The organism is Ectopseudomonas alcaliphila (assembly GCF_900101755.1).
In the GTDB taxonomy this organism is placed as follows: domain Bacteria; phylum Pseudomonadota; class Gammaproteobacteria; order Pseudomonadales; family Pseudomonadaceae; genus Aquipseudomonas; species Aquipseudomonas alcaliphila.
On sequence record NZ_FNAE01000001.1, the window covers coordinates 1,104,363 to 1,124,529 of the forward strand.

At 63.0% G+C, this 20,167-nt stretch carries 19 protein-coding genes; 10 read left to right on the forward strand and 9 right to left on the reverse strand.

The genetic code is table 11. The features are described 5' to 3' along the window. Window positions 1-19 precede the first annotated feature (19 nt). On the reverse strand, window positions 20-1,561 hold the full coding sequence (gene murJ / locus BLR77_RS05335) for a murein biosynthesis integral membrane protein MurJ (RefSeq protein ID WP_074675810.1): 1,542 nt from the start codon (window positions 1,559-1,561) through the stop codon (window positions 20-22). Between the two features lie 191 nt (window positions 1,562-1,752). On the opposite strand from murJ, the gene rpsT reads away from it, so the two are divergent. Further along, on the forward strand, window positions 1,753-2,031 hold the full coding sequence (gene rpsT, locus BLR77_RS05340) for a 30S ribosomal protein S20 (RefSeq protein ID WP_003243036.1): 279 nt from the start codon (window positions 1,753-1,755) through the stop codon (window positions 2,029-2,031). 133 nt (window positions 2,032-2,164) lie between these two features. On the opposite strand, the gene BLR77_RS05345 is transcribed toward rpsT, so the two are convergent. Further along, on the reverse strand, window positions 2,165-2,452 hold the full coding sequence (locus tag BLR77_RS05345; protein WP_074675811.1) for a PA4642 family protein: 288 nt from the start codon (window positions 2,450-2,452) through the stop codon (window positions 2,165-2,167). Window positions 2,453-2,624: 172 nt separating this feature from the next. On the opposite strand from BLR77_RS05345, the gene dauA reads away from it, so the two are divergent. Next, window positions 2,625-4,364, forward strand: a complete 1,740-nt coding sequence (gene dauA, locus BLR77_RS05350; RefSeq protein WP_074675812.1) for a C4-dicarboxylic acid transporter DauA — start codon at window positions 2,625-2,627, stop codon at window positions 4,362-4,364. A gap of 88 nt (window positions 4,365-4,452) precedes the next feature. On the opposite strand, the gene BLR77_RS05355 is transcribed toward dauA, so the two are convergent. Next, a complete protein-coding gene (locus tag BLR77_RS05355) occupies window positions 4,453-5,010 on the reverse strand; it encodes a hypoxanthine-guanine phosphoribosyltransferase (protein ID WP_074675813.1) in 558 nt (185 codons plus the stop codon). Between the two features lie 239 nt (window positions 5,011-5,249). Here BLR77_RS05355 and upp point away from each other — a divergent pair, with 239 nt between their 5' ends. Both upp and BLR77_RS05365 read left to right on the forward strand, forming a co-directional pair. Then, complete coding sequence (gene upp / locus BLR77_RS05360; RefSeq protein WP_074675814.1) at window positions 5,250-5,888, forward strand: uracil phosphoribosyltransferase; 639 nt, start codon at window positions 5,250-5,252, stop codon at window positions 5,886-5,888. 1 nt (window position 5,889) lies between these two features. Continuing rightward, window positions 5,890-7,152: a uracil-xanthine permease family protein gene (locus BLR77_RS05365; protein WP_074675815.1), complete on the forward strand. Its 1,263-nt coding sequence runs from the start codon at window positions 5,890-5,892 to the stop codon at window positions 7,150-7,152. Between the two features lie 60 nt (window positions 7,153-7,212). Here the strand turns inward: BLR77_RS05365 and BLR77_RS05370 are convergent, their stop codons facing one another. Together BLR77_RS05370 and BLR77_RS05375 are read right to left on the reverse strand one after the other, a co-directional pair. After that, window positions 7,213-8,226: a DUF481 domain-containing protein gene (locus tag BLR77_RS05370; protein ID WP_074675816.1), complete on the reverse strand. Its 1,014-nt coding sequence runs from the start codon at window positions 8,224-8,226 to the stop codon at window positions 7,213-7,215. A gap of 114 nt (window positions 8,227-8,340) precedes the next feature. Next, window positions 8,341-9,333 (reverse strand): DUF481 domain-containing protein, encoded by a 993-nt coding sequence (locus BLR77_RS05375; protein WP_074675817.1) that lies wholly within the window; start codon window positions 9,331-9,333, stop codon window positions 8,341-8,343. Window positions 9,334-9,349: 16 nt separating this feature from the next. On the opposite strand from BLR77_RS05375, the gene BLR77_RS05380 reads away from it, so the two are divergent. Then, window positions 9,350-9,724: an MGMT family protein gene (locus BLR77_RS05380; protein ID WP_074675818.1), complete on the forward strand. Its 375-nt coding sequence runs from the start codon at window positions 9,350-9,352 to the stop codon at window positions 9,722-9,724. Window positions 9,725-9,767: 43 nt separating this feature from the next. Beyond that, window positions 9,768-11,564: an AmpG family muropeptide MFS transporter gene (locus tag BLR77_RS05385; protein WP_074675819.1), complete on the forward strand. Its 1,797-nt coding sequence runs from the start codon at window positions 9,768-9,770 to the stop codon at window positions 11,562-11,564. 750 nt (window positions 11,565-12,314) lie between these two features. On the opposite strand, the gene BLR77_RS05390 is transcribed toward BLR77_RS05385, so the two are convergent. Both BLR77_RS05390 and BLR77_RS05395 read right to left on the reverse strand, forming a co-directional pair. Continuing rightward, window positions 12,315-13,142, reverse strand: a complete 828-nt coding sequence (locus BLR77_RS05390; RefSeq protein WP_074675820.1) for a mechanosensitive ion channel family protein — start codon at window positions 13,140-13,142, stop codon at window positions 12,315-12,317. A 104-nt stretch (window positions 13,143-13,246) separates the two neighbouring features. Beyond that, a complete protein-coding gene (locus tag BLR77_RS05395; RefSeq protein ID WP_074675821.1) occupies window positions 13,247-13,726 on the reverse strand; it encodes a YajQ family cyclic di-GMP-binding protein in 480 nt (159 codons plus the stop codon). 138 nt (window positions 13,727-13,864) lie between these two features. On the opposite strand from BLR77_RS05395, the gene BLR77_RS05400 reads away from it, so the two are divergent. The 4 genes from BLR77_RS05400 (at window position 13,865) to BLR77_RS05415 (ending at window position 18,404) form a co-directional block, all read left to right on the forward strand. Next, window positions 13,865-14,827: a response regulator gene (locus tag BLR77_RS05400; RefSeq protein WP_074675822.1), complete on the forward strand. Its 963-nt coding sequence runs from the start codon at window positions 13,865-13,867 to the stop codon at window positions 14,825-14,827. Then, on the forward strand, window positions 14,824-15,735 hold the full coding sequence (locus BLR77_RS05405; RefSeq protein WP_074675823.1) for a putative 2-dehydropantoate 2-reductase: 912 nt from the start codon (window positions 14,824-14,826) through the stop codon (window positions 15,733-15,735). Before BLR77_RS05400 ends, BLR77_RS05405 begins: the two co-directional genes overlap by 4 nt. Before the next feature lie 71 nt (window positions 15,736-15,806). Beyond that, window positions 15,807-17,825: an ATP-binding protein gene (locus BLR77_RS05410; RefSeq protein WP_074675824.1), complete on the forward strand. Its 2,019-nt coding sequence runs from the start codon at window positions 15,807-15,809 to the stop codon at window positions 17,823-17,825. Window positions 17,826-17,828: 3 nt separating this feature from the next. Then, a complete protein-coding gene (locus tag BLR77_RS05415) occupies window positions 17,829-18,404 on the forward strand; it encodes a cob(I)yrinic acid a,c-diamide adenosyltransferase (RefSeq protein WP_074675825.1) in 576 nt (191 codons plus the stop codon). Between the two features lie 91 nt (window positions 18,405-18,495). On the opposite strand, the gene BLR77_RS05420 is transcribed toward BLR77_RS05415, so the two are convergent. Further along, window positions 18,496-19,437 carry a Nudix family hydrolase gene (locus BLR77_RS05420; RefSeq protein WP_074675826.1) on the reverse strand — a complete coding sequence of 314 codons (942 nt, stop codon included), beginning with the start codon at window positions 19,435-19,437 and terminating at the stop codon, window positions 18,496-18,498. Further along, the gene (locus BLR77_RS05425) at window positions 19,434-20,066 is read right to left on the reverse strand and encodes a glutathione S-transferase family protein (RefSeq protein ID WP_074675827.1); all 633 of its coding nucleotides are present in this window, start codon (window positions 20,064-20,066) and stop codon (window positions 19,434-19,436) included. Before BLR77_RS05425 ends, BLR77_RS05420 begins: the two co-directional genes overlap by 4 nt. Window positions 20,067-20,167 lie beyond the last annotated feature (101 nt).

A 20,167-nucleotide genomic window follows, 5' to 3' on the forward strand; every position in this document is an offset into this window, starting at 1 on the left:
CATCGTGATGCCTGGAAAGCTACAACGAGCGCCGGGCAAAATCGTGCGGGCGAAATCCCAATATCAGCAATACGCCGAAGTAGGCGACGAGTCCGGCAGCCACCAGCACACCGAGACGCAACAGGCGCACGAGCATCTCACCTTCCGCCCAGGCCGGCATGAGCTGCAGCAGACCCAGCAACACAGCGACCATCACGGCCACCGCCACCACCAACTTGAGCAGGAACAGCCCCCAACCCGGCAACGGCTGGAAGATATCGGCGCGGCGCAGCTGCCAGTACAGCAGGCCGGCGTTCAGGCAGGCCGCCAGGCTGATCGCCAACGCCAGACCGACGTGCGCCATCTCCAGGCCGAACACGAACAGCGCATTCATTGCCTGGGTCGCCAGCAGGCTGATCACGGCGATCTTCACCGGCGTCTTGATGTTCTGCTGGGCGTAGAAGCCAGGCGCGAGGATCTTGATCAGAATCAACGCCAGCAGGCCGACCGAGTAGGCCACCAGCGCCCGCTGCGTCATCAGCGCGTCCTCTGCACCGAACTTGCCGTACTGGAACAGAGACACCACCAGCGGCTCGGCGAGAATCGCCAGCGCCAGAGTGCAGGGCAGCACCAGCAGAAAACAGAGGCGCAGCCCCCAGTCGAGCAGGCGCCGGTACTCGTCGCGGTTCTTGCTGGCGTAGGTCTTGGAGAGCGCCGGCAGCAGGATGGTGCCCAGTGCCACGCCCAACACACCCGAAGGCAACTCCATCAGACGGTCGGCGTAGTACATCCACGACACCGAGCCGGCCACCAGAAAAGAAGCGAAGATGGTGTTGATGATCAGCGAAATCTGGCTAACCGAGACGCCGAAGATCGCCGGCCCCATCTGCTTGAGCACGCGCCAGACACCGAGGTCGCCGAAGCTCACACGCGGCAGCACCAGCATGCCGATCTTCTTCAGATGCGGCAGCTGCCAGAGCAACTGCGCCAGCCCGCCGACCAGCACAGCCCAGCCCAGCGCCATGATCGGCGGATCGAAATAGGGCGTCAGAAACAGTGCGAAGACGATCATGCTGACGTTGAGCAAGGTCGGCACGAACGCCGGCACCGAAAAACGGTTCCAGGTGTTGAGCACGGCGCCGGCCAGTGATGACAGGGAGATCAGCAATATATAAGGGAAGGTCACCCGCAGCAGATCGACGGTCAGTTCGAAGCGCTGGGCCTCATCGGCAAAGCCCGGCGCCGTGGCCCAGACGATCCAGGGCGCCGCGAGCACACCGATGGCCGTGACCAGTGCCAGCACCAGAGTCAGCAAACCGGAGACGTAGGCAACGAAGGTGCGCGTGGCCTCCTCGCCCTGCTGCATCTTGTACTCCGCCAGAATCGGTACGAAGGCCTGCGAGAAGGCGCCTTCGGCAAAAATACGGCGCAGCAGGTTGGGCAGTTTGAAGGCCACCACGAAGGCATCCGACGCCACCCCGGCACCGAAGGTGCGGGCGATGATGGTATCGCGCACAAACCCCAGCACACGTGACACCATGGTCAGAGAACTGACGGCAGCCAGGGATTTGAGCAGATTCATGGGGTATTTCGACTTCCATAAAGAGTTGCAGTAGCGGACAATCCGCCGCCCAACGAAGGCGTCGAGTGTAGCGAGCCACCACTGGTCAGGCCAGCACAGGAAAACGTCATCGGACTTGACAGTAGGCAGATGGATCGGCATGATTCGCGGCCTTATTTGTCGTAACCCCCCAGTTTTCGAGGAGCTTGACGGTGGCCAACTCACCTTCTGCCAAAAAACGCGCCAAACAGGCTGAGAAGCGCCGTAGCCATAACGCCAGCCTGCGCTCGATGGTTCGTACTTACATCAAGAACGTGGTCAAGGCTATTGCTGCCAAAGATCTCGAGCTTGCCAAGACTGCTTACACTGCAGCTGTTCCGGTCATCGACCGCATGGCTGACAAAGGCATCATCCACAAGAACAAAGCCGCTCGTCACAAGAGCCGCCTGAACGCGCACATCAAGGCGCTGGGCGAAGCTGCTGCCGCCTAATCGCGACAGGTTCTTGAAAAACCGGCTCTAGAAGCCGGTTTTTTATTGCCCTAAATTCAAGCCCGCAGCCGTGCATCCATGAAAAATGCCCGCCTCCTTGCGGAATGCGGGCATTTCTCTAAAACAGCGAAGATCAGCCGCGAGCGGCCTTGATCACTTCGATGTAAGGCTCGGCATTGCGCTGATCCTGAATCAGCGCGACGAAGTCATTGCCCTGTGCGTCAGTGGCAGAGAGGTCGTAGCCTTCTGCGACGAAGAACCCCACGAAACGCTCGAAGTCATCGATACGCAGACCGCGATAAGCCTTGACCAGCTTGTGCAGCGAAGGCGGCGTGGCGTCCGCTGGCTCCACCGAGAGGAACAGCTTGATCGAGTCATCGCTGATTTCTTCGCCAATCACCTGCTTCTTGTCTTTACGCATCGCCCGCTCCCGCCAGCATTACAGAGGGCCGGCAGTGTACCGCCGAGCCGCGCGCGGCTCAACGCGCAGCCGGGCAGGCTAACACGCGGGCCATCGACGCAACAGCAGACCTAGGTCATGCCGCAGCGCGTTGCCGGGCTTCTATAATGCGCCGAGCCATTAGGGAGCCAGCATGTCACGTCCATCGTTACCGCTGTTCGCCGCCTGGCGCCAGACCCTGCGTGCGGGCTACTCCTGGAAAGCCCTGCGCGGGGATCTGAGCGCTGGCCTGACGGTCGGCATCATCGCCATTCCGCTGGCAATGGCGCTGGCCATCGCCGTGGGCGTGGCGCCACAGCACGGCCTCTATACCGTCCTGATCGCCGCGCCACTGATCGCGCTATGCGGTGGCTCGCGTTTCAATATTTCCGGCCCCACCGCCGCCTTCGTGGTGATTCTGCTGCCGATCACTCAGCAGTACGGCCTCGGCGGGCTGCTGCTGTGCACGTTGATGGCTGGCGTGATCCTGATCATCCTGGGGTTGCTGCGTGCCGGGCGTCTGATCGAATTCGTGCCCTACCCGGTGACACTGGGCTTTACCGCTGGCATCGGTATCGTCATCGCCGTCCTGCAGATCAAGGACCTGTTCGGCCTGCACCTGGCCAGCACGCCTCAACATCTGCTGGAACAGGTGAATCTGCTGGTCCGCGCCCTCCCCAGCCTGCAGCCTGGCGACAGCCTGGTGGGCGCGGCGTGCCTGGCAACACTGCTGATCTGGCCGCGCCTGGCACCGAAAGTCCCCGCCCACCTGGTCGCCCTGGCGGTTGGCGCGCTGCTCGCCCTCGCACTGGAACGCATGGGGCTGCCCGTGGCGACACTGGGCGAGCGCTTCAGCTACTCGCTCGATGGCATCGAGCATCCCGGCATCCCGCCCTTCCTGCCGGACCTGGCCCTGCCCTGGAACCTGCCTGGCGCTGACGGCCAGCCGCTGGCGCTGTCGTTCGAACTGATCCGCCAACTGCTGGCCCCGGCATTCGCCATCGCCATGCTGGGCGCCATCGAGTCACTGCTGTGCGCCGTGGTGGCCGACGGCATGACCGGCAGCAAGCACGATCCCAACGCCGAATTGATCGGCCAGGGCCTGGGCAATCTGGCCGCGCCGTTCTTTGGCGGCATCACCGCCACCGCCGCTATCGCCCGCACGGCAGCCAACGTCCGCGCCGGGGCCTTCTCGCCGGTGGCGGCATTGGCTCACGCTGGCGTGGTGCTGGCAGCGATTCTGCTGCTCGCGCCACTGTTCAGTTACCTGCCCATGGCGGCGCTGGCGGCGCTACTGCTGATGGTGGCGTGGAACATGAGCGAACCACAGCATGTGGCCCATACCCTGCGCATCGCCCCGCGCAGCGATGTGCTGGTGCTGCTGACCTGCCTGGTGCTGACGGTACTGTTCGACATGGTGCTGGCTGTCGGCGTCGGCCTGCTGCTGGCGGCCGGGCTATTCATCAAGCGCATGAGCGAGCTGACCGATACCGCAGCCCTGAACCGCCAACAGCGAGAAGCCCTGCAAGATCTGCCCAAGCACGTGCTGGCTTACGCCATTCGCGGCCCGCTGTTCTTCGGCGCGGCGGAAAAGGCGCTGAGCGTGCTGCGCCGCCTTACCCCGGGAGTGCGTGTGGTGATCGTCGATATCAGTGCGGTGCCGCTGCTGGACATGACCGCCATCGCCGCGCTGGACAACGTGCTGCGCGACTACCGCCAGCAGGGCGTGGCGCTGATCCTCAGTGGCCCGACCGCGCAGGTACGCCTGCAGCTGCGCCGCGCCGGTGTGCAGCGCCGCGAAGGCGAGCTGGCATACGTGCGGGATCTGCCGCAGGCGCGGGAAAAGGCGTTGCGCTGGCTGCATGACACAGCACAAGAAGCGCTGGCCGAGTAGGGTGCGCGATGCGCACCGGGGAAGCATCAGGAAAGCCGTGCGTGCAGCGCATCCTGCGTTAACCGCGGTTCGCGAGCAGAGCTCGCTCCTACAGGCCCTTGACCGCGTAGATACCGGCGGCGTTGCGCCAGTAGCCCTTGTAGTCCATGCCGTAACCGAAGATGTAGCGGTCGATGCACTGCAGACCTACGTAGTCGGCCTTCAGGTCCGGGCGCGCCTTGCGGTCGTGCTCCTTGTCGATCAGCACTGCAGTGTGCACGGCGCGCGCACCGGCGTGGCGGCAGAAATCGATGATCGCGCCAAGGGTGTGCCCCTCATCAAGGATGTCGTCGATGATCAGCACGTCACGGTCGATGAAGGAAACTTCCGGCTTGGCCTTCCAGAACAGCTCGCCACCGCTGGTTTCGTTGCGGTAGCGAGTGGCGTGCAGGTAAGAAGCCTCCAGCGGGAAGTTCAGCTTGGTCAGCAGCTTGCCAGAGAAGATCAGGCCACCGTTCATCACGCAGAACACCACCGGGTTGCGCTCGGAGAGCTCGGCGTTGATCTGGCTGGCGACCTTGTCGATGGCCGCCTCCACCACGGCTTCGGTGAACAGGCAGTCGGCTTCCGCCATGACTTGGCGAATGTGCACGAGATCGGCGGACATGATGATGTTCTCTCTAGATCGGGCTGATGAATGGCGGCAGACAGCTTGAAAGCTGATCGAGCCGTCAAATAAAAGCGGGCAAAGGTACAGACCCGGACCACGCTTGCCAAGTATCGACTGACCAGCGTAGCCGATGCACGGCGCGGGACATCGTGACTCATCAGTCACCCACCACTTGGCATGTGCAATGCTTTAATCTAACGCGATTTTCCCCAGAGCCCCGTTGGAGATCCCAGCCCATGCCCACTCGCGAGATCCGCCACCCGCTGATCCGTCACAAGATCGGCCTGATGCGCCGCGCCGATATCAGCACCAAGAATTTCCGTGAGCTGGCCCAGGAAGTGGGCGCCCTGCTGACTTATGAAGCCACCAACGACCTGCCGCTGGAAGCCTACGACATCGAAGGCTGGGCGGGCACGGTGCAGGTCGAGAAAATCGCCGGCAAGAAAATCACCGTGGTACCCATCCTGCGCGCCGGCATCGGCATGCTCGACGGCGTGCTCAGCCTGATCCCCGGCGCCAAGGTCAGCGCCGTGGGTGTGGCACGCAACGAGGAAACCCTCGAAGCGCACACCTACCTGGAAAAGCTCGCGCCGGAAATCGACTCGCGCCTGGCCCTGATCATCGACCCGATGCTGGCCACCGGCGGCTCGATGGTCGCCACCATCGACCTGCTGAAGAAGGCCGGCTGCAGGGACATTCGCGCCATGGTCCTGGTCGCTGCCCCCGAGGGCATCAAGGCCGTCGAGCAGGCTCACCCGGACGTGACCATCTTCACCGCCTCCATCGATCAGCGGCTGAACGAGCACGGCTACATCATCCCGGGCCTGGGCGATGCCGGTGACAAGATCTTCGGCACCAAGCAGAAGGACGCCTGACATGTCGCAGACGGAATTCAACGAACCGCTGTGGCGCCAGGGTATCTCTGGCGCACAGATGCTGTTCGTGGCTTTCGGCGCCCTGGTACTGATGCCGTTGATCACCGGCATGGACCCTAACGTCGCGCTGTTCACCGCCGGTATTGGCACCCTGCTGTTCCAACTGGTGACCAAGCGCCAGGTGCCGGTTTTCCTGGCTTCGAGTTTCGCCTTCATCGCTCCGATTCTGGCGGCCAAGGGCGAGTTCGGCCTGCCTGCAGTGATGGGCGGCGTGATCGCTGCCGGTGTGGTCTACATCCTGCTTTCGGCGCTGGTCAAACTGCGCGGTCCCAGCTTCATCGACCGTCTGCTGCCGCCGGTGGTGATCGCCCCGGTGATCATCTCCATCGGCCTGGCGCTGTCGCCGGTGGCGGTGAACATGGCCATGGGCAAGGCCGGTGATGGCAGCGTCGAGCTGGTGCCGTACAGCACCGCGATGATGATTTCGATGCCGGCACTGATCACCACCCTGCTGGTGGCGGTGCTGGGCCGTGGCATCTTCCGCCTGGTGCCGATCCTCGCCGGCATCGCCGTTGGCTGCGCCATCGCCGCGGTGCTCGGCGTGATCGACACCACAGCCGTCGATCAGGCGGCCTGGCTCGCCGTGCCCAACTTCGTCACACCGGAACTGCACTGGGGCGCCATTCTGTACATGGTGCCGGTCGCGCTGGCACCAGCCATCGAGCACATCGGCGGCGTGGTGGCGATTGGCAACGTGACCGGCAAGAACTTCGTCAAGAAACCAGGCCTGCATCGCACCCTGCTCGGCGACGGCCTCGCCACGTCGGCAGCCGGCCTGTTCGGTGGCCCGCCCAACACCACCTACGCCGAAGTCACCGGTGCGGTGATGCTGACCAAGAGCTACAACCCGAAGATCATGACCTGGGCAGCGGTATTCGCCATTGCCCTGGCCTTCATCGGCAAGTTCGGCGTGGCCCTGCAGAGCATTCCGGTCCCCGTGATGGGCGGCATTCTCTGCCTGCTGTTCGGCTCCATCGCCGTGGTCGGCCTCAACACTCTGATCCGCCATCAGGTCGACCTTTCCGAAGCACGCAACCTGATCATCGTGTCGGTGACCCTGGTGTTCGGCATCGGCGGTATGGTCATCGGCGGCAAGGAGTTCGCCCTGTCAGGGATTTCCCTGTGCGCGATCACTGCCCTGCTGCTCAATCTGGTGCTGCCAGGTGGCGCTGGCTGGAAGCAACGGGAACCGGAAGAAGCCTGATTCCAGCGCCCAATAAAAAGCCCCGGTCGACCCGGGGCTTTTTTGTGCCTGTGCGAGAACTTACCAGCCGACCCCGAAGCCAAGGGTATAGCGGGTTTCGTCCAGATCACCCTCGGCACCACTGACGATATCCTTCTCGGCCTTCATGTTCAGCGAAGCCCAGTCAGTCACTTTGTAGCGCAGACCGACCTCGGCATCCAGACTGTAATCCGCGGCCCCACTTAGCGGACGACCGACCTCACCGACACTGAACAACTCGACGGTCTTGCCGATCAGGTAGCGGTTGTAGTCCCACTTCATACTCAGCGCGTAGAAGCGATCCTGCTCGCCGTTGCTGTAGCGATAGTCGCTGCGGTTGGCCAGGGTGGTGATGGAGAACGCGCCCAGTTCGTCATCCCAGAACTGGTAACCAGGGCCGGTACCCAAAGTACGCTGGCGCTCGACCTCTTCGATACGGTCGCGCTTGTACTCGAAGCGCCCCTGCCAGAACCACTGCTCGGTGAGGAAGCGGTCGAGCGCATATTCGGCGCTCCAGTTGTCGGTGCTGACAACGTCATTCTTCAGCTCGCGGTTGTAATCGGCAATCGCGTTATGGCGCCAACGCCCATGCCGAGCCTGGGTCTTGATACCGACATCGTAATCATCGGAATCGCGCTCGCCACGCTTGTAGTCCAGACCAAGGTCGATATTGCCCTTCCAGGTAAAATCCTCCACCAGCGGCTTGGGCTTCATGATCTGCTCGATCTGCGCCAGCTCGATGGTCTTCGGCGAATCGCCATTGGCCAGCGTGACCTTGCCAGGCTCGGCAGCCAGCAGCGACTTGGCACGCTCGCCATCCACCGGCCCGAGCTTGACCAGCAGCTCGTGATCACTTTCCAGGGTGGCGATTTTCTTCCAGTCCAGCGGGATGGAACCGCCGTAGTCGGTTTGCAGCAGCAGTTTGCTACCGTCGAAGAAGCGGATGGTGCCGGAGAGACGGTCACCGTTCTTCAACCAGACGGTATCGGCGAAAGTGACGGAGCTGCACAGAGCGATGCTCAGGCCTAGCAGGGACAGCGATGTAGGGCGCGACATAAGTTGGATAACGGCGTTAGTGGGCGAAAGCCGGGCATTATCCGCAACCCCGGCGCCAGAGCAACAGCTGACCGGGCTGAATACACAGAGTTCAGCTTTTTCCGTCGAGCGGCATCACCAGCCCACACCGATACCGATCAGATAATGCCGATCCGAAACTGTCTGCCCCTGCGCACGCAACTGATCCAGCTCGTACAGGAGTGATAAGCGCGCCCACTGGTTGAGGCGGTAGCGCAGGCCGAATTCGCTATCGAGCACGTAATCGATTTCTTCGATATGAGGGATCTGCAGTTCGGCGTTGGCATAGAACTCCAGCCGCGTCCCCCACAGCAGACGCTTGTAATCCAGCTCCAGCGACGTGGTATTGAAAGCCAGATCGGCAACGTCCGACTCCAGACGCACGCGATTGAACTGGCCGATCAGGTCGAAGCGCCCCAGTTCATCGTCCCAGAAGCGATAACCGGGCCCGGTGCCGACGATGCGCTGACGGTCGACCGTCTCGAACTCGTCCTCGGCCTGCTGTACACCCACCCGCCAGAACCAGTGCTCGGTGAAAAAGCGATCGAGGTCATACTCCAGCTCCCAGTTGTCCTCGACCTTTCTGTCGTTCTTGGTTTCACGCTCCAGCTCGCCACTGAGCACATGGCGCCAGCGCCCATGTTCGACACGGGTATTGCCCTTGAGCTTCCATTCGTCGACATCATTCTGGTTGCGCTTCATATCCAGCTTGGCATCGAGGTTGCCTTCCCATAGACGATCCTCCAGCAGCGGCCGCGGTGGCACCAGGCGTTTGATCTGCGCCAGCGGCAGGGTGTACTCACGCTCGCCCTGCACCCGGACCATGCCACTGCCGGCCGCAGCCAACCTTTCGCTGCGTTCGTTGTCGAAGCCGCTGCGGCGCACCAGCAGGGGTTTGTCCGAACTGAGGGTATCGATATCCTTCCAGTCGATCAGCACCTGGCCGGCATATTTGGTCTTGAGTGCCAGCTTGCCGCCATCGAGCAGGATGATCTCTCCGCTGAGGCGATCACCGTTGTCCAGCCACACGGTATCGGCCCAGAGCGGAGCGGCCAGGGTAAAAAGGAATAAGGCGATCAGTACACGCATGATAAGGACGAACCCTATGGGCAAGACGAAACCGCCAGAGTCTGCATGGCCGGCACCGCCACCGGCAAGCGTCGAGGCGCGTCGCGAAGCGCTGTATCTGGTACTGGCACAGGTGCCTGAAGGCAAAGTCGTCAGCTATGGCGAACTGGCCCAACTGGCCGGTCTTGGCCGCGCCGCGCGCTGGGTTGGGCGAACGCTGAGCCAGTTACCGAACGGCACCACGCTACCCTGGCATCGGGTGATCGCCGCTGGCGGGCGCCTCAGCCTGGCCGCCGGCAGCCCTTCCGGCGCCGAACAACGGGCGCGCCTGCGTGCAGAGGGCATCAGTATCCTGAACGAACGTGTGGATATGCGCCGTCACGGCTGGCGTCCAATGGAGCACAGCAGTTAGAGTGCGCCCTATCAAAACTCCCCCCAGCCCAGATTCGAGCCTGATGCCACGCAAATCCTGGCGAGAAGCCCTCGCGACCTACGCCAACCCCGCCACACTGGCTCTTCTGCTTCTGGGCTTTGCCGCCGGCCTGCCCTACATGCTGGTGTTCTCGACACTTTCGGTATGGCTGCGCGAAGCCGGTGTGGCGCGCGAAACCATCGGCTTCGCCAGCCTCATCGGTCTGGCCTACGCCTTCAAATGGGTGTGGGCGCCAATGCTCGACCAGTGGCGCCTGCCATTGCTGGGCAAGCTCGGCCGGCGCCGCTCCTGGCTGGTGCTGTCGCAGGCTCTGGTTGCCATCGGCCTGATCGGCATGGCCAGTTACGACCCACAGACGCATCTGTCCTCGCTGATCGCGCTCGCCGTACTGGTGGCCTTTGCCTCGGCCACCCAGGACATCGCCGTCGATGCCTACCGTCTGGAAATTCTCGGCGACGAGCATCAGGCTGCGCTGGCCGCCGCCTACATGACCGGCTACCGCGTCGCCGCGCTGCTGGCCACGGCTGGCGCCCTGTATTTTGCCGAAGGCTTTGGCTCGACCGCCAAGGACTACCAGTTCAGCGCCTGGACCGGTACCTACATGCTCTTCGCCCTGCTGATGCTACCTGGCCTGCTCACCTCCATCTGGATGCGCGAGCCGCCAGCGCCGCCGCACATCAATGTCGCACCACCCAAGCACGGTTTTTTCCACCAACTGCTGGCGATCAGCGCGGTCATCGTGCTGATCATCGCCGTGCCGACCATGTTCATCCAGTTCTATCAGAGCGATCTGGTGCCGATGCTGCTCGGCGACGTCAGCATGCAGGAGCTGCTCTACAGCGACCGCGCCTTCCTGCGCGCCATGCTCTACAGCACCCTGGCCTGCGTCTGTGCATCCGGGCTGTTCTGGGGCGGGCTGGCACCGGTACTGAAAACGGCTGCGGCGAGGTACGGGTTCTTCCACCAGCTACTTTCCGTGCTGCTGCTGATCATCCTGCTGATCGCGGTTCCGGCCATGGTCACCCAGTTCTACGAAAGTGACCTGATGCTGCTGTTCCAGGGCCAGGTAAGCCTGCAGGATTTGCTGTACTACGACCGCGCCTTCCTGCGTGCGCTGCTCTATACCCTGCTCACCGGCCTGTCGATCTCCAGCCTGTTCTGGGGCGGCATGGCACCGGTGCTCACGCCGATCAACGACTTCATCGTGCGCTATCGCTGGCAGGCCCTGCTGCTGCTGAGCCTGATCGCCACCTATCGCCTGTCGGATACCGTCATGGGCGTGATGGCCAACGTCTTCTACATCGACCAGGGCTTCACCAAAGAGCAGATCGCCAGTGTCAGCAAAGTCTTCGGCCTGGTGATGACGCTGCTCGGCGCCGGGGTCGGCGGGCTGCTGATCGTGCGCTTCGGCATCATGCCGATTCTGCTGATCGGCGCTACCGCATCGGCGGCTACCAACCTGATGTTCATGCTGCTGGTGGGGATGGGGCCGCACCTGAACATGCTGATCGTCACCATCAGTTGTGACAACTTCAGCGCCGGCCTGGCCACCTCGGCGTTCGTCGCCTACCTGTCGAGCCTGACCAACCTGAAATTCTCGGCCACCCAGTACGCCCTGCTCAGCTCCATCATGCTGTTGTTGCCGCGCCTGATCGGCGGTTATTCCGGCGTGATGGTGGAAAGCCTCGGCTACGCCCACTTCTTCCTCGCCACGGCGCTGATGGGTATACCGACACTGCTGCTGATCATCATCCAGTGGCGCCGCGACAAACGCCAGCCCAACGGCGACGCCCCGGTGGCCCCAGTGGAAAGGGCTTGATACCGGACTGGCAAGTTTGTGTGTTCTTTTGCGCTATTCATATCCAGGCAAAGATCATTGGCGTGTCGATCTTTCGTCTTGGTTTCGCCCCTTACGGGCGAGTCACTTTCTCTTGCTTGCCCAAGAGAAAGTAACCAAAGAGAAGGGCACCCCACCATTCGGCCCCGGCTGCGCCGGGGTTCCCTCGTTCCATCACCGCTCCAGGGGCACGCCACGAAGGGCCATCCCTGGCCCATCGTGGCTCTCGCGACATCCATGTCGCTCAACCCCTTCCACGGCGATTCCACTCGGCCTCCTGAAGGGGACTTGGGCGTCGCTTGTGAGATCGCACTTTCAGAGCAAAGGCAAAACACAGTCGCCGCGAAGGTCAATTCTGCGGAGCTTTTGCAAGCTCGCGACCCGGTCCCCTTCAGGAGGCCGAGTGTAGGTGTTGCGTAGGGGAGCGAGCCGCATGGATGCGGCGAGAGGCTTAATGGGCCAAGGATGGCCCATGTAAGCCGGCCCCCGGAGCAGCACCGGAGCGAGGGAAGTTTCGCGCAGCGAAACCCGGATGTCGGGGTGCCCTTCTTTGGCACACCTTTCTTGGGCAAGCAAGAAAGGTGTGGCGCCCGTAAGGGGCGCAACCCAAACGCTCAGAGCACGCGGTGATAGATAGTGCTAAGTCAGCAAGCAAGACGCACACAAACTTGCCAGTCCGGTATCAATCGGCACTTCTCCCAAACTACGCGAAGAAAAACCTTTCCAGGTGCCTCAATCGGCCTTGGCCAGATGCACCACCCGCTGCGGGAACGGAATACCGATACCCGCTTCGGTCAGACGCTCCTTGGCCAGTTCGGTAAAGGAAAAGGTCACCGGCCAGAAGTCGCCAGTCGCCACCCACACGCGCAGCGACAGGTTCACCGCGCTGTCACCCAGGCCGGTCACGAACACCACCGGCGCAGGATCGACATGTACACGCGGGTCCTGGGCGATCTCCAGCAGCACCTCACGCGCGCGCTTGATGTCGCTGGAGTAATCGATGCCGATATTGATGTCGGCACGACGACGCGGCTCGCGCGAGTAGTTGGTGATATGACCGTTGGACAGCGCGCCATTGGGCACAATCACCACCTTGTTGTCCGCCGTCTTCAGCGTGGTGTGGAAGATCTGGATGCTGTCGACGCTGCCCGAAACGCCCTGCGCCTCGATCCAGTCACCCGCACGGAACGGACGAAACAGCATGATCAGCACGCCGCCCGCGAAATTGGCCAGGCTGCCCTGCAGAGCCAGGCCGATGGCCAGACCCGCCGCACCGATCATGGCGATGAACGAAGTGGTCTCCACACCGATCATCGACGCCACACTGATCAACAGCAGAACGCGCAGCACGATACTGACTAGGCTGCTGATAAAGCTGCTCAGCGCACGATCCACCTTGCGCGCTTCGAGCAGCCTGCCGATGCTCGACGTCAGCCGACTGATCAGCCACCAGCCCACTAGCAACGTGATCACTGCCAGGGTCAGCTTGCCGCTGTACTCAAGCACCACAGGCAGCCAGGCCTCGGACAGCTTGACCAGTTCGTCGACGTTCATCTCCATAGGGGTACTCCCGTTTTCCTGTACATGAAACGAAACCGCCATGGCATGCCATGGCGGTCAAAATGCTATCAACCTAGCCTGCGACGCCTCAGCGCCACAAAGGTTCAATCGCGGAAGTTGTTGTACTGCAGCGGCATACCGAACTCGTGGCCACGCAGCAGCGCGATGGCCTCCTGCAGATCGTCACGCTTCTTGCCGGTGACGCGTACCTGCTCACCCTGGATGGCAGCCTGCACCTTGAGCTTGGCATCCTTGATGTGGGCGACGATCTTCTTCGCCAGCTCCTTGTCGATGCCTTCGCGGAAGGTGACTTCCTGCTTCATCACCTTGCCCGAGGCATAGGGATCCTTGGTTTCCAGGCATTGGCAGTCGATCTTGCGCTTGACCAGGCTGCTGCGCACGATATCGAGCATCTGCTCGAGCATGAACTCGGCTTCAGCGGTCAAGGTCAGCGCCTTGTCCTTGCTCTCGATGCTGCATTTGCCACGTAGGTCGAACCGGCGGTCGAGCTCCTTGATGGCATTGTCGACCGCATTGGTCAGTTCGTGTTTGTCCAGTTCAGACACGATGTCGAACGAAGGCATGAGTGGGCTCCTGATGGACGGCGCGATCCTCTTCACGGAGTGAACGCGCCTGACTTGACGATAACTATGGCGGGCTCATTATATCCAGTCTGATACGCGCCGTTTGGCGTCCTTCCTCTCTGCCTGCGAGTCTGCCCCATGCCCAACCCCCATCTCAGCATCCTGGTGGTGGACGACGCCAAGTTCTCCAGCGCCATGATCGGTCGTGCACTGAGCCAGGCTGGCTATCAGGACGTGCGCTTCGCCAGCAGCGCCAGCGAAGCGCTGCAACTGCTCGAGCAGCGTCCCGCCAGCGTGCTGCTGGCCGACTGGCTGATGCCCGAGATCGACGGCCTGGAGCTGACCGCACGGGTACGCCAGCTGGACGAAACCGCCGATCACTACACCTACATCATCCTGCTGACCGGCAAGGAAGGCGAAAACGTTCTTGGCGAAGCTTTCGACCGTGGCGTCGATGATTTCATCAGCAAGGCGGCGATGAACGAACAGTTGGTGCCACGCGTGTACGCCGCTGATCGCCTGTGCAACACCCTGCAACGCCTGCTGCACGAAAACCGCATGCTCACGCAGAACATCGCCAGCCTGGAACGGCGCAATCTGGTCGATCCGCTCACAGGTCTGGGCAACCCGCGCTATCTGCGCCAGAAGCTCACCGACAGCCTGCGTCAGATCGAATCGCGCGGCGGCGCCGTATGCTACCTGCTGATCGGTTTGCAGGACGCCGGTCAGTTGCGTAACCAGTACGGTGATCGCTTCTTCAACGAACTGCTACATGGCGTCGCACGACGCCTGCAGCAGCTTGTCAGGCCCCTGGACGTGCTGACGCGCCTGGATGACAACCACTTCGGCCTGATCACCCTGCTCGAAGACCTGCATGAGTGCTCGCCGAGCAGCTTCAAACGTCTGCACGAAGGCCTCAACTTCAAGGCCTTCAAGACCAGCGAAGGGTTCATTACGTTGAAAGCGGGCATCAGCCTGGTCGGTCTGGACGCCAAAGCACTGCCCACCGACCCTGAACAACTGATTCAGCATGCGCAAAATCTGCTGCCAGAGTCTTACGCCAGCGGCCGGGTCGCCGCCATGCGCCTGCCCCTGCCGTGACCTGGCACATTCTCGGCGCTGGCAGCCTCGGCAGCCTCTGGGCCGCACGCCTGGCCCGTGCCGGCCTGCCGGTCAGGCTCATCCTGCGCAACCCGCAACGTCTCGAAGCCTATCACCAGGCCGGCGGCCTGACGCTGATCGAAGCAGGCCTGGCCCAGCACTACGCCATTCCTGCGGAGCTGCCACAAACGGACACGCCCATCCATCGCCTGCTGCTGGCCTGCAAGGCCTATGACGCGCAAAGCGCGGTGGCGACCATCGCTGAACGCCTGACGCCTGGCGCCGAACTGCTGCTGTTGCAGAATGGTCTGGGCAGCCAGGATGAGGTGGCCCAACGCCTACCCAGACAACGCTGCCTGTTCGTCTCCAGCACAGAAGGCGCCTTTCGCCCCGCCGACTTTCAGGTGGTGTTCGCCGGCAATGGCCACAACTGGCTGGGCGACCCGAGCGATCCCCAGCAACCAACCTGGCTGGACGAGCTGCAGCGCGCCGCCATCGCTCACCAGTGGAGCCCGGATATCCTCACGCGTCTGTGGCGCAAGCTGGCGCTGAACTGCGCGATCAACCCGCTCACCGTACTGCACGACTGCCGCAATGGTGGCCTGACCGAGCACCCTGCCGAAGTCGCCACCCTGTGCGCCGAACTCGGCGAGCTGCTGCAACGCTGCGGCCAGCCCGCAGCCGCAGAGAATCTGCATGAAGAGGTACAGCGCGTGATCAGCGCCACTGCCGCGAACTACTCCTCCATGCATCAGGACGTGGCACAGGGGCGTCGCACCGAGATCAGCTATCTGCTGGGCTACGCCTGCGCCGCGGCGCAGCGTCATCAGTTGCACGTGCCGCACCTGCAGCATCTGCAACAGCGCCTGCTCAGGCATCTCGACGACCGTGGCCTGCCGTTGAACTAGCGGCCCGGACCGTGGCAATGACTGCCCTGGCGCGCTAACCTGCCGTCCTTACTCGCCACAACGATGACCTCATGAGACTGCGTCAGCGCCTCGAAAACCTGCCAGTGGGCCGCAAACTGCTCGCCGCACTGCTGGTGTTGCTCGCCGCCGTGATGCTGGTGGCCAATCTGGCTTTCATCAGCGCAGCCTACTGGATCACCCAGGAGAGCATGGCACCGCAGGCCCTGCACACCCTCGGCCGGCTTATCGCCAGCCCGACGCTGAGCAAGGAAGCCTTGCACTCGTCCGCCTCGGCCGAGGTCCTGCTCAAACGCCTGGACGATTACGCGCCCCTGCGTGCAGCGGTTATCTATGACAGCAATGGCAACAGCCTGGCGCAACTGCAACGCGGCGAAAAACTGCAGCTGCCGCAGCAACTGAACCAGCTGCAGAACTGGCGCGAAACGGCCTTTCGCACCAACCTGCTGGTCGACCTGCCGCATCCCAGCGGTCGGCCCGGCGCTCTGCTGCTGGTGGCTTCCAGCGAACTGCCTGGGGCCTTCTATACCGGCACCCTGACCGCGAGCCTGGTGATTCTGGCGTTCAGCGTGCTGCTATGGATGCTGGTAGCCAGGCAGATCAAACGCCTGGTGACCAAACCCATTCGCCGCCTGGAAGAACTGTCACGCCAGGTCACCCGCGAAGAGAACTATGCGCTGCGCGCCAATCGCGGCAATCAGGACGAAATCGGCAGCCTGGCCGATGCGTTCAACACCATGCTGATGCGCATGGAAGCCCGCGAGCAGCAGCTCAAGCGCGCCCGCGACGACGCCCAGCAGGCCTTCGATCAGGCGCAGAGCCTGGCCGAGGAAACCCGCCACTCCAACCGCAAGCTGGAATTGGAGGTGCAGGTGCGCAGCAAGATCGAGAAGAAGCTCACCGGCTTTCAGAACTACCTCAACAGCATCATCGACTCCATGCCCTCGGCGCTGATCGCCCTCGACGAACAACTCTACGTGACGCAGTGGAATCAGGAAGCCAGCGCCCTGTCCGGCACGCGCTTGGAAGAGGCGCTGAACCAACCGATATTTCTCGCGTTCCCGCCGCTGAAACCCTTTCTCGCGCAGCTCAAACGCACCGCCGAGCAGCATCGCGTGGAGAAGATCGAGCGCGTTACCTGGCACAAGGACGACGAGCCCCACCACTACGCCCTGACCTTCTACCCGCTGATGGGCAGCGCCGGCCGGGGCGTGGTGATCCGCATCGACGACATCACCCAGCGCCTGGCCCTGGAGGACATGATGGTGCAGTCGGAGAAGATGCTCTCCGTCGGCGGCCTGGCGGCAGGCATGGCACACGAAATCAACAACCCGCTCGGCGCCATCCTGCACAACGTGCAGAACATCCGCCGGCGCCTGTCGCCGAGCCTGGAAAAGAACCTCGAACAGGCGGAACAGGCCGGCGTCAGCCTGACTGCCATTGAGCATTACATGGAGGCGCGCGAGGTACCGCGCCTGCTCGACGGCATCCAGCAGGCCGGCCAGCGCGCCGCCAAGATCGTCAGCCACATGCTCAGTTTCAGCCGGCGTAGCGACCGCCAGCTATCGCCCTGTGATCTGCCGGCGCTGATCGACCAGGCCCTGGAGATCGCCGGCAATGACTTCGACCTGGCCGACAGCTTCGACTTCAAGACCTTGGAGATCGTGCGCCAGTTCGACCCGCTGCTGGGCCCGGTGGCCGGCACCGCCAACGAGCTGGAACAGGTACTGCTCAACCTGCTGAAGAACGCCGCCCAGGCCATTCACCAGCGCGACGAGGAGGCCGAACCTGGCCGTATCATCCTGCGCACTCGGCAGGCAGGTAGCTGGGCGGAAGTTCAGGTGGAAGACAACGGCACCGGCATGAGCGAAGCGGTGCGCAAACGCATCTTCGAACCCTTCTTCACCACCAAGGAGGTCGGCCAAGGCACCGGGCTCGGCCTGGCGGTCTCCTACTTCATCATCACCAACAATCACAAAGGACAGATGGAGGTGCACTCCACGCCGGGCCAGGGCACCTGTTTCACCCTGCGCCTGCCGCTGGCCTCCCTGCCCGACCACACAGGACTCTGAGCCATGGGCTTTCGCCTCTCGAAGATCTACACCCGCACTGGCGACAAGGGAGAAACCGGCCTTGCCGACGGCCGCCGGGTCGGCAAGGACCACCCACGTATCGAGGCCATCGGCGAGCTGGACACGCTCAACAGCCAGCTCGGCCTGCTGCTCGCCGAACTGGATGATGCCGCCACGACCTGGCCGGCACTCAAGGAGATCAGCGACGTGCTGAGCCCCTGCCAGCACCGCCTGTTCGACCTCGGTGGCGAACTGGCGATGCCCGAGTACCAGGCCCTGCAGCAGGTAGAAGTGGAGCGTCTGGAGGCGGCCATCGACAGCTGGAACGAAGAAGTCGGGCCACTGGAAAACTTCATCCTGCCCGGCGGCTCCCGGCTGATCGCCCAGGCCCATGTCTGCCGCAGCCTGGCCCGCAGTTGCGAACGCCGCTGCCAGCACCTCAACGCCGTCGAACCGCTACGCGCCGTGGGCCTGGCCTACGTCAACCGCCTCTCCGACCTGCTGTTCGTCGCCGCCCGCCTGATCGCCAAGCGCCAGGGCATTGCTGAAGTGCTGTGGAAGGCGGCAGACAAGCCCTGAAGCCAGAAACCTGGGCGTAGGGTGCGCCGTGCGCACCTGAAATACTGCGATAGCTGCTCGGTGCGCACGGCCTGGGCGGCCCCGCGACGCCCTACTGCGGCCAGAACGCGCGGATACCCGCCACGCCTTGGGCGCCGATCTGCCAGGCGCGCTCGATATCACCCGGGCCGACACCGCCCAGCAGATAAGCCGGCAGGTTGAAATGAGTCAGCAGCTCGCTCGCGGCCTCCCAGCCCAGCGGCTGCACATCGGGATGAGTCGCGGTCGCCTGCACCGGCGACAGGGTGACGAAGTCCACGCCCATCTGCGCCGCCAGTACCAGCTCCTCGGCACTGTGGCAGGACGCCGCCAGCCAGCGATCGTCAGGGAAAGGACGGCCACCAGCGGCATACTTGCGCAGCTGCTCGGCGGTCAGGTGCCAACCGGCCGCGGGAAAATCGCCCAGCCACTCCAGCGGCCCCTTGAGCATCAGTTGCGCCTTGCCGGCGCACAACCCCTGTACGTCCACCGCCAGGTCGCGGTACTGCGCATCGAACATGTTCGGTGCGCGCAGCTGGACCAGCCGCACGCCCTGCGCCAGGGCGCTGCGTACGCCGGCCAGCAGCTCGCTCGGCTGAAGGCCATCCGGGGTGATCAGGTAGCGCTCGGGCAGCCGCGCGGCAGCCACTATGGGTTTGTTGGCGGCGGGAAACGCGTACTCCAGCAATTGCCGCTCGCTGACCCAGGCCAATGGCTGACCTTCTGCGCCATGCGGCTCGCCACTGAAAGTCGAGACTTCCCAGACGTCCAGCAGCACCTGCTTGTCCGGGTAGTCGTGGCGAATCTGGATCAGCGGGCGCGCAGCCTGTGGACGAATGCCCAACTCCTCTTCCAGCTCGCGATCAAGAGCGACGCGCACGGCCTCGCCGTCCTCCACCTTACCGCCGGGAAACTCCCACAGACCGCCCTGATGCTTGTCCTGCGGACGTCTGGCAATCAGGATGCGTCCGTCTACCCCCCGAATCACCGCTGCTGCGACGTGAACGCGTTTCACCCCTTTACCTCCTGCAATGCTGCCTGGTACCAGCGTTGGAACGCCGGCCAGCGATAGATGGTTTCGACATAGGCCGCCGCCGTAGTCGGCAATGCCACATGATAACTGCGCAGACGCGCGGCGACCGGTGCATAGAAGGCATCGGCAATGCTGGGCTGACCGAACAGATAGTGGCCTGAGCTGGCGTAGCGCTCGCGGCAGCCGGCCCAGATCGAGCAGATACGATCGATATCGGCCTGCGCCGCGTCCGGCAGCTCGGTCAGCGCCTTATCTCGCACCAGGTCCATCGGCAGGTGGCTGCGCAGAGCACCGAAGCCACTGTGCATCTCCGCACAGACACTACGCGCCAGTGCCCGCGCCTGGCGATCCTGCGGCCATAACTGCGCCTCGGGATAGCACTCGGCCAGATACTCGGCAATCGCCAGGGAGTCCCACACCGGCCCTTGCTCAGTCAGCAGAACCGGCACCTTGCCGGTGGGCGAATGACGCAGCAGCTGTGCGCGGCTGTCGGGCTGATACAGGCGCACCAGCACTTCTTCACACTCCACACCGGCCAGCTCGACCGCCAGTGCGGCACGCAACGACCAGGATGAGTAGTTCTTGTCGCCAATCACCAGTTTCAGAGCCATCTCGCGCGTCCTCGCCTAGGTTCCTGAAGTATCCAGAAGTCGCTCGACGTTAAAAGCCTGCACCCCGAATAGCAAATTCCCGCGCGTCATGGGGGCATGAG

Bases quoted from the DNA above. Each gene is read 5' to 3' on its own strand.
- BLR77_RS05380 (WP_074675818.1), top strand. From the start codon at position 9,350: ATGGGCAAGACGAAACCGCCAGAGTCTGCATGGCCGGCACCGCCACCG.
- BLR77_RS05390 (WP_074675820.1), bottom strand. From the start codon at position 13,142: ATGGAGATGAACGTCGACGAACTGGTCAAGCTGTCCGAGGCCTGGCTG.
- BLR77_RS05365 (WP_074675815.1), top strand. From the start codon at position 5,890: ATGTCGCAGACGGAATTCAACGAACCGCTGTGGCGCCAGGGTATCTCT.
- BLR77_RS05345 (WP_074675811.1), bottom strand. From the start codon at position 2,452: ATGCGTAAAGACAAGAAGCAGGTGATTGGCGAAGAAATCAGCGATGAC.
- BLR77_RS05415 (WP_074675825.1), top strand. From the start codon at position 17,829: ATGGGCTTTCGCCTCTCGAAGATCTACACCCGCACTGGCGACAAGGGA.
- BLR77_RS05425 (WP_074675827.1), bottom strand. From the start codon at position 20,066: ATGGCTCTGAAACTGGTGATTGGCGACAAGAACTACTCATCCTGGTCG.
- BLR77_RS05355 (WP_074675813.1), bottom strand. From the start codon at position 5,010: ATGTCCGCCGATCTCGTGCACATTCGCCAAGTCATGGCGGAAGCCGAC.
- BLR77_RS05400 (WP_074675822.1), top strand. From the start codon at position 13,865: ATGCCCAACCCCCATCTCAGCATCCTGGTGGTGGACGACGCCAAGTTC.
- dauA (WP_074675812.1), top strand. From the start codon at position 2,625: ATGTCACGTCCATCGTTACCGCTGTTCGCCGCCTGGCGCCAGACCCTG.
- BLR77_RS05410 (WP_074675824.1), top strand. From the start codon at position 15,807: ATGAGACTGCGTCAGCGCCTCGAAAACCTGCCAGTGGGCCGCAAACTG.
- murJ (WP_074675810.1), bottom strand. From the start codon at position 1,561: ATGAATCTGCTCAAATCCCTGGCTGCCGTCAGTTCTCTGACCATGGTG.
- BLR77_RS05375 (WP_074675817.1), bottom strand. From the start codon at position 9,333: ATGCGTGTACTGATCGCCTTATTCCTTTTTACCCTGGCCGCTCCGCTC.
- BLR77_RS05395 (WP_074675821.1), bottom strand. From the start codon at position 13,726: ATGCCTTCGTTCGACATCGTGTCTGAACTGGACAAACACGAACTGACC.
- upp (WP_074675814.1), top strand. From the start codon at position 5,250: ATGCCCACTCGCGAGATCCGCCACCCGCTGATCCGTCACAAGATCGGC.
- BLR77_RS05385 (WP_074675819.1), top strand. From the start codon at position 9,768: ATGCCACGCAAATCCTGGCGAGAAGCCCTCGCGACCTACGCCAACCCC.
- BLR77_RS05370 (WP_074675816.1), bottom strand. From the start codon at position 8,226: ATGTCGCGCCCTACATCGCTGTCCCTGCTAGGCCTGAGCATCGCTCTG.